We start from the raw sequence: 6,000 nt of genomic DNA, 5'->3' as shown, positions 1-6,000 counted from the left end.
GGCGACGTGATCGTGGTTTCCGTCAAGGAAGCCCAGCCGCGCACCAAGGTGAAGAAGGGCGATGTCCATCGCGCCGTCATCGTGCGCACGAAGAAGGACGTTCGCCGCCCCGATGGCAGCGTGATCCGCTTCGACAGCAACGCCGCGGTGCTCGTCAACAAGAACGAAGAGCCGATCGGCACCCGTATCTTCGGCCCGGTGGTGCGCGAACTGCGCGGCCGCGGCTTCATGAAGATCATCTCGCTTGCTCCGGAGGTGCTGTAATGGCTGCCGCTAAGATCAAGAAGGGTGACAGCGTCGTCGTCCTGTCCGGCAAGGACAAGGGCAAGACCGGCACCGTCGCGAAGGTCATGCCGAAGGACGGCAAGATCGTCGTCGAAGGCGTCAACATCGCCGCCCGTCACCGCAAGCCGACCCAGCAGAACCCGCAGGGTGGCATCGACCGCTTCGAAGCGCCGATGGCCATCAGCAAGGTTGCGCTGGCCGATCCGAAGACCGGCAAGGCCACTCGCGTCCGTTTCGAAGAAAAGGACGGCAAGAAGGTGCGCGTTGCCGTGAAGTCCGGGGAGACCATCGATGGCTGATTACACGCCCCGCATGAAGCAGCGCTACGACGACCAGATCGTCAAGGCGATGACCGAGAAGTTCGGCTACAAGAACGCTCTTGAAGTCCCCAAGCTGGAAAAGATCACGCTCAACATGGGCGTTGGCGAAGCCAGTCAGGACAAGAAGAAGGTTCAGACCGCAGCCGAGGAAATGGCACTGATCGCCGGCCAGAAGCCGGTTATCACCAAGGCCAAGAAGTCGATCGCGCAGTTCAAGCTGCGTGAAGGCATGCCGATCGGCTGCAAGGTCACCCTGCGCCGCGAACGCATGTACGAGTTCATGGATCGCCTGGTGACCGTGGCCATGCCGCGCATCCGCGACTTCCGCGGCCTCAACCCCAAGTCGTTCGACGGCCGTGGCAACTATGCCATGGGCCTGAAGGAACAGATCATCTTTCCCGAGATCAGCTACGACCAGATCGACAAGGTCCGGGGGATGGACATCATCGTAACCACGACGGCGAAGACTGACGAAGAGGCTCGCGAGCTTCTGAAGCTGTTCGGTTTCCCGTTCCCGGCTGAAAAGTCGGAAGAGAAGGAGGCGGCGTGAGCCGCTAGAAGAGGAACTTAAGTCCAATGGCGAAACTGAGTTCGATCAACAAGAACGAGCGTCGCAAGAAGCTCGTCAAGCAGTATGCGGAAAAGTTCGCGAAGCTGAAGGCTATCGCTGACGATGAAAGCCTCGACGAGTCCGAGCGCCTGATGGCCCGGCTCAAGATGGCGGAACTGCCGCGCAATGCGAACCCGACCCGGGTGCGCAACCGCTGCTCCACCACCGGCCGCCCGCGCGGCTACTACCGCAAGTTCGGTCTCAACCGCATCGAACTGCGCGACCTCGGCAACAAGGGCCTGATTCCGGGCCTGACCAAGTCGAGCTGGTGAGGTAAAGACAGATGGCTATGACCGATCCCCTGGGTGATATGCTCACCCGCATCCGCAACGGGCAGCGCGCGAAGAAGGACAGCGTCCTTTCGCCTGCGTCGAAGCTGCGTGCGAACGTCCTCGAAGTGCTCCAGCGCGAAGGCTACATCCGTGGCTACAGCGAAGACGCTTCGGGCAAGCACGCGCAGCTGCGGATCGAACTGAAGTATTTCGAGGGCGAACCTGCGATCAAGCATGTCGCTCGCGTCTCCAAGCCGGGCCGCCGCGTCTATTCGGGTTCGAAGGAACTCCCGATCGTGCGCAACGGTCTCGGCATCACCATCGTCTCGACGCCCAAGGGTGTGCTTTCGGATGCCGAAGCCCGCACCGAAAACGTCGGCGGCGAAGTGCTGGCGGAGGTGTTCTGATGAGCCGCATCGGCAAGAAGCCGGTCGCGATCCCGAGCGGGGTCGAGGCCAAGATCGATGGCGACATGCTTTCGGTCAAGGGTCCCAAGGGCACCCTGACCATGGGCCTGTCGGACCTGATCGACTACAAGCTCGAAGACGGCGCGATCTCGGTCAAGCCGGCCAACGACACCCGCGCCGCGCGTAACCACTGGGGTATGCAGCGCACGCTCGTGTCGAACCTGGTCGAAGGCGTGACCGAAGGCTACACCAAGGTCCTCGAGATCAAGGGCGTCGGCTACCGTGCGCAGGCCCAGGGCAAGAAGCTCAAGCTTCAGCTCGGCTATTCGCACGACGTCGATCTCGATGTTCCCGAAGGCCTCGAGGTGAAGACCCCGGACCAGACCACGGTCGAAATCTCGGGTATCGACAAGCAGAAGGTCGGCCAGTTCGCTGCCGAAGTCCGTCGCTGGCGCAAGCCCGAGCCCTACAAGGGCAAGGGTATCGCCTATCGCGGCGAATACATCTTCCGCAAGGAAGGGAAGAAGAAGTAAGATGGCAAAGCTCTCTCTCTTTGAACGTCGCCGTCGCCGCGTCCGCACCGCTCTCAAGAGCGTTTCGGGCGGCAAGCCCCGCCTGTCGGTGCACCGCACCGGCCAGCACATCTATGCGCAGATCATCGACGATGCTGCCGGCAAGACCGTTGCCGCCGCCTCGACGCTGGGCGTGAAGGGCTCGGGCGCCAATGTCGAAGCCGCCAAGAAGGTCGGCAGCGACATCGCCGCTGCTGCCAAGAAGGCCGGCGTGACCACCGTCGTGTTCGATCGCGGCGGCTTCCTGTTCCATGGCCGCGTCAAGGCGCTGGCCGACGCCGCTCGCGAAGGCGGGCTGGAGTTCTGATGATGGCTGACGAAACCAAGAACGAAGAAACCGTGACTGCCGAAACGGCGAATGCGGTGACCAACGAGCAGCCGGCCGTGGCGGACACGCCGTCGGAAGCTGCCGACAACCAGTCGCCCGCCCAGGGTGCCGAAGGTCAGCCCCGCCAGGGCCGTGGCCGTGGTGGCAATCGTGATGGCGGCCGTGGCCGTGGTCGCGGTCGTCGCGACGATCGCCGCCGCGAGGAAGAAGACGACGGCATCATCGAGAAGCTGGTCCACATCAACCGCGTCAGCAAGACGGTGAAGGGCGGCAAGCGCTTCGGTTTCGCGGCTCTCGTGGTTGTCGGTGACGGCCAGGGCCGCGTCGGCTTCGGCAAGGGCAAGGCCCGCGAAGTTCCGGAAGCGATCAGCAAGGCGACCGCCGCTGCGCGCAAGAAGATGATCCGCGTCGCGCTGAAGGAGGGCCGTACCCTCCATCACGACGGCAAGGGCCATTTCGGTGCCGGCAAGGTCACCGTCCGCACCGCGCCTCCGGGTACCGGCATCATCGCCGGTGGTCCGATGCGTGCCGTGTTCGAGAGCCTCGGCGTCGCCGACGTGGTGACCAAATCGGTCGGCACCTCGAACCCCTACAACATGATCCGCGCCACCTTCGACGCGCTGCAGGACCAGACTTCGCCGAAGTCGGTTGCGCAGCGTCGCGGCAAGAAGGTTGCCGACCTGCTCGGTCGTGGTGGCGCATCGGAGGCCGAGGCTGAAGCCGACGCCGCAGCTATCGCGGAGTAAGATCGATGGCCAAAGCGAAAACCATCAAGATCAAGCAGATCGGTTCGCCGATCCGCCGTCCCGAAAGCCAGCGCCAGATCCTCATCGGTCTGGGGCTGAACAAGATGCACAAGGTCGTCGAACGCCAGGACACCCCCGAGGTGCGCGGCGCGATCGCCAAGGTCCCGCATCTGGTGGCGGTGATCGACTGATCGATCGGACCTTTATCGGATAGAAGGGCCGGGCAGCGCAGAGCGTTGCCCGGCCTTTTCTATTTCGGGCTCCGGGTCCGGCAATGTCCGTAAACCAGCACCTCGATATCCCAGCCCTTCATCATCGGTTCCGATGCCAGCAGCATGCAGTGCTTGCGCTCGTAGGCACGGACCAGTTCGGCGGTATCCTGGTTGGTCACCGTTGTGGTCCGGTCGACGATCACGCCGGGGCGCAGCGCCAGCAGGCGTTCGACTTCGGACAGGGTGGCAATGTGGCTGACGTCGCGCTCGGACGCCTGGTGCAGGTGGTTGGGAAAGGCGAGTGGAGTGGGAAAGCGCGCGCCCGTCAGCGTGTAGAGCAGCGGCGGACCGTCGTAGACAAGCAAGGGCCCACCGTCCCGGCCGCGCTCGACCGCGTCCACCAGCCTTGCCATGGCGGCCTTCGCCTCGCGCGTGTCCGCGAAATCGAAGAAGGAATAGAACAACACGGGGATGACGGCAGCCGAGCCGAGTAGGAAGGCCCCGGTTCGCGGCCAGGCAAGACTGGCGGGCGCCAGCGCGCACAGGGACACGAGCAGGGGCAGCGCGTAATGCAGGTAGAAGGCCGGAACCGAAAAGAACCCGACCAGCGCCGCGAGCACCCATCCGCCGAAGAACAGGCGCGTGGGTCCGCGGATGTTCAGCAAGGCCACGCCGCATGCGGCGAGCAGCGGCAGCGCCATCAGGCCGAGCACCCACAGTCGCTGCAATCCGCCATTGTCCTCCACCGGCTTGCGCAGGTTCGACAGCACCATCGCGGTCCAGTATTCGTCCCAATAGCCGTGCAGCGCGTACCATAGCGCGAAGACAGCGGTGGGGGCGGCGCCGAGCGCGGCCCAGCTCGCCACGCGGATGACGGTCGTGCGACAGAACCCGACCGATCGGATCTGGAGCGCCGCTGCGTACAGGCCGAGGAACAGCGCTTCGAACACGGCGGTGGTCTTGATCGTGATCGCCACCCCCGCCAGCAGCATCGCGGCGGCGACGAGGAACCCGCCGCGCCGGCTGTCGAATCGGGGCAGGGCGGCCAGCAGCACCGCGGCCGCGAGCGCCATGAAGAGATTGTAGAACACCGGGCTCTGTCCGCCCTGGCCGTTGAACAGGCAGAGCGACAGAAGGTAGATCGCGCTGCCCGCCAGCGCCTGCCAGTGCGCAACGAGAGTGCGCGCCAGCGCGTAGACCGCCAGCGCGGTCGCCCCCGCGAAGAGCATGGCGGCGATCTGATAGGCGAGATAATTGTCCGAAAACAGCGCGATGGCGGCGAACAGCAGGAAATGCCCGGGTGGCTTGCGGTCCCACACATCGACGAAGGGAATGGCCCCCTTCGCCACTTCGACCCCGGAAGCGAAGTAGAAGGTCTCGTCGACATGCAGATCTGGATGGCCGAAGGTCGCGAAGCGGGTGAGGAAGGCGAGGGCCAGGAGCGCGACGGCGGCGATCGCCCATTCGCGCGCGCCGATCCTGCCGACCGCGTCAGCTTGTGCCCAGCGACGGTGCTGCCGAAGCATATTCTCCAAGACCCTGCCCTATGCTCGTGAAACCACCGCCTTTGCCGGCCCGATTGGGGGGTCGACAAGCACGGCCAAACAGACTATCGGCGCCCACTTCCCAACAGCGCGTACCCCGTGAAGGGGCGTTAGAAAGCGAAAGCGAGTGCACTATGAAACTGAATGATATCCGCGACAACTCCGGCGCACGCAAGGACCGCATCCGTATCGGTCGCGGCATCGGCTCGGGCAAGGGCAAGACCGGCGGCCGCGGCCAGAAGGGCCAGAAGGCACGCTCGGGCGTCGCCATCAAGGGCTTCGAAGGCGGTCAGATGCCGCTGCACATGCGCCTGCCGAAGCGCGGCTTCAACAACCCGTTCGGCAAGGACTATGCGGAAGTGAACCTGGGCATGGTCCAGAAGTTCATCGACGCCAAGAAGCTCGACGCCAAGGGCGTTCTCGACCACGAAGCGCTCAAGGCTGCCGGCCTCGCGCGGGGCGGCAAGGACGGCGTCCGCCTGCTCGGCAAGGGCGAGCTCAAGACCAAGGTCAGCTTCAAGGTTGCCGGTGCCTCGAAGGGCGCCATCGAGGCGGTCGAGAAGGCTGGCGGCAAGGTCGAAGTGATCGCCGCCGACAAGCCCGAGCACGAAAAGAAGGCTGCTCGCGCCGAAGCCAACAAGGCGAAGAAGGCAAAGTAAGCGGGAAAATTCGGGGGGCGGGGTTCGACATTCCGCCCCCCGCTC

At 64.3% G+C, this 6,000-nt stretch carries 11 protein-coding genes; 10 read left to right on the top strand and 1 reads right to left on the bottom strand.

The window, feature by feature from the left end; genetic code table 11:
• The 9 genes from rplN to rpmD form a co-directional block, all read left to right on the top strand.
• Positions 1–264: 50S ribosomal protein L14 (rplN, locus tag ACN4E0_RS06225; RefSeq protein WP_419566629.1), on the top strand; the 264-nt coding region annotated here is incomplete at its 5' end.
• Positions 264–584 (top strand): 50S ribosomal protein L24, encoded by a 321-nt coding sequence (gene rplX / locus ACN4E0_RS06220; RefSeq protein WP_370030643.1) that lies wholly within the window; start codon positions 264–266, stop codon positions 582–584. The genes rplN and rplX, both read left to right, overlap by 1 nt.
• Positions 577–1,155, top strand: a complete 579-nt coding sequence (gene rplE, locus ACN4E0_RS06215; RefSeq protein ID WP_419566627.1) for a 50S ribosomal protein L5 — start codon at positions 577–579, stop codon at positions 1,153–1,155. Before rplX ends, rplE begins: the two co-directional genes overlap by 8 nt.
• 26 nt (positions 1,156–1,181) lie before the next feature.
• Positions 1,182–1,487, top strand: coding sequence for a 30S ribosomal protein S14 (gene rpsN, locus ACN4E0_RS06210; RefSeq protein WP_221600164.1), 306 nt, complete (start codon positions 1,182–1,184; stop codon positions 1,485–1,487).
• Positions 1,488–1,498: 11 nt separating this feature from the next.
• Positions 1,499–1,894 carry a 30S ribosomal protein S8 gene (rpsH, locus tag ACN4E0_RS06205; protein WP_221600162.1) on the top strand — a complete coding sequence of 132 codons (396 nt, stop codon included), beginning with the start codon at positions 1,499–1,501 and terminating at the stop codon, positions 1,892–1,894.
• Positions 1,894–2,427 carry a 50S ribosomal protein L6 gene (gene rplF / locus ACN4E0_RS06200; RefSeq protein WP_419566626.1) on the top strand — a complete coding sequence of 178 codons (534 nt, stop codon included), beginning with the start codon at positions 1,894–1,896 and terminating at the stop codon, positions 2,425–2,427. Before rpsH ends, rplF begins: the two co-directional genes overlap by 1 nt.
• A 1-nt stretch (position 2,428) precedes the next feature.
• Positions 2,429–2,773: a 50S ribosomal protein L18 gene (gene rplR, locus ACN4E0_RS06195; RefSeq protein ID WP_221600158.1), complete on the top strand. Its 345-nt coding sequence runs from the start codon at positions 2,429–2,431 to the stop codon at positions 2,771–2,773.
• Entirely contained in the window at positions 2,773–3,540 is a 768-nt protein-coding gene (gene rpsE, locus ACN4E0_RS06190) for a 30S ribosomal protein S5 (protein WP_419566625.1), read from the top strand. The genes rplR and rpsE overlap by 1 nt, the downstream gene beginning before the upstream one ends.
• A gap of 5 nt (positions 3,541–3,545) precedes the next feature.
• Positions 3,546–3,731: a 50S ribosomal protein L30 gene (gene rpmD / locus ACN4E0_RS06185; protein ID WP_419566623.1), complete on the top strand. Its 186-nt coding sequence runs from the start codon at positions 3,546–3,548 to the stop codon at positions 3,729–3,731.
• A 59-nt stretch (positions 3,732–3,790) separates the two neighbouring features.
• Here the strand turns inward: rpmD and ACN4E0_RS06180 are convergent, their stop codons facing one another.
• On the bottom strand, positions 3,791–5,278 hold the full coding sequence (locus tag ACN4E0_RS06180) for an ArnT family glycosyltransferase (protein ID WP_419566621.1): 1,488 nt from the start codon (positions 5,276–5,278) through the stop codon (positions 3,791–3,793).
• Between the two features lie 152 nt (positions 5,279–5,430).
• Here ACN4E0_RS06180 and rplO point away from each other — a divergent pair, with 152 nt between their 5' ends.
• Positions 5,431–5,955 carry a 50S ribosomal protein L15 gene (gene rplO, locus ACN4E0_RS06175; RefSeq protein ID WP_370030634.1) on the top strand — a complete coding sequence of 175 codons (525 nt, stop codon included), beginning with the start codon at positions 5,431–5,433 and terminating at the stop codon, positions 5,953–5,955.
• Positions 5,956–6,000: the final 45 nt, after the last annotated feature.

Source organism: Qipengyuania sp., from assembly GCF_048550555.1.
Lineage (GTDB): Bacteria > Pseudomonadota > Alphaproteobacteria > Sphingomonadales > Sphingomonadaceae > Qipengyuania.
Note: the sequence above shows the minus strand (reverse complement) of the source record. Positions and strands in the feature narration are given on the sequence as shown.

Bases quoted from the DNA above. Each gene is read 5' to 3' on its own strand.
- rplR (WP_221600158.1), top strand. From the start codon at position 2,429: ATGGCAAAGCTCTCTCTCTTTGAACGTCGCCGTCGCCGCGTCCGCACC.
- rpsN (WP_221600164.1), top strand. From the start codon at position 1,182: ATGGCGAAACTGAGTTCGATCAACAAGAACGAGCGTCGCAAGAAGCTC.
- rplX (WP_370030643.1), top strand. From the start codon at position 264: ATGGCTGCCGCTAAGATCAAGAAGGGTGACAGCGTCGTCGTCCTGTCC.
- rpmD (WP_419566623.1), top strand. From the start codon at position 3,546: ATGGCCAAAGCGAAAACCATCAAGATCAAGCAGATCGGTTCGCCGATC.
- rpsE (WP_419566625.1), top strand. From the start codon at position 2,773: ATGATGGCTGACGAAACCAAGAACGAAGAAACCGTGACTGCCGAAACG.
- rplO (WP_370030634.1), top strand. From the start codon at position 5,431: ATGAAACTGAATGATATCCGCGACAACTCCGGCGCACGCAAGGACCGC.
- rplF (WP_419566626.1), top strand. From the start codon at position 1,894: ATGAGCCGCATCGGCAAGAAGCCGGTCGCGATCCCGAGCGGGGTCGAG.
- rpsH (WP_221600162.1), top strand. From the start codon at position 1,499: ATGGCTATGACCGATCCCCTGGGTGATATGCTCACCCGCATCCGCAAC.
- rplE (WP_419566627.1), top strand. From the start codon at position 577: ATGGCTGATTACACGCCCCGCATGAAGCAGCGCTACGACGACCAGATC.
- ACN4E0_RS06180 (WP_419566621.1), bottom strand. From the start codon at position 5,278: ATGCTTCGGCAGCACCGTCGCTGGGCACAAGCTGACGCGGTCGGCAGG.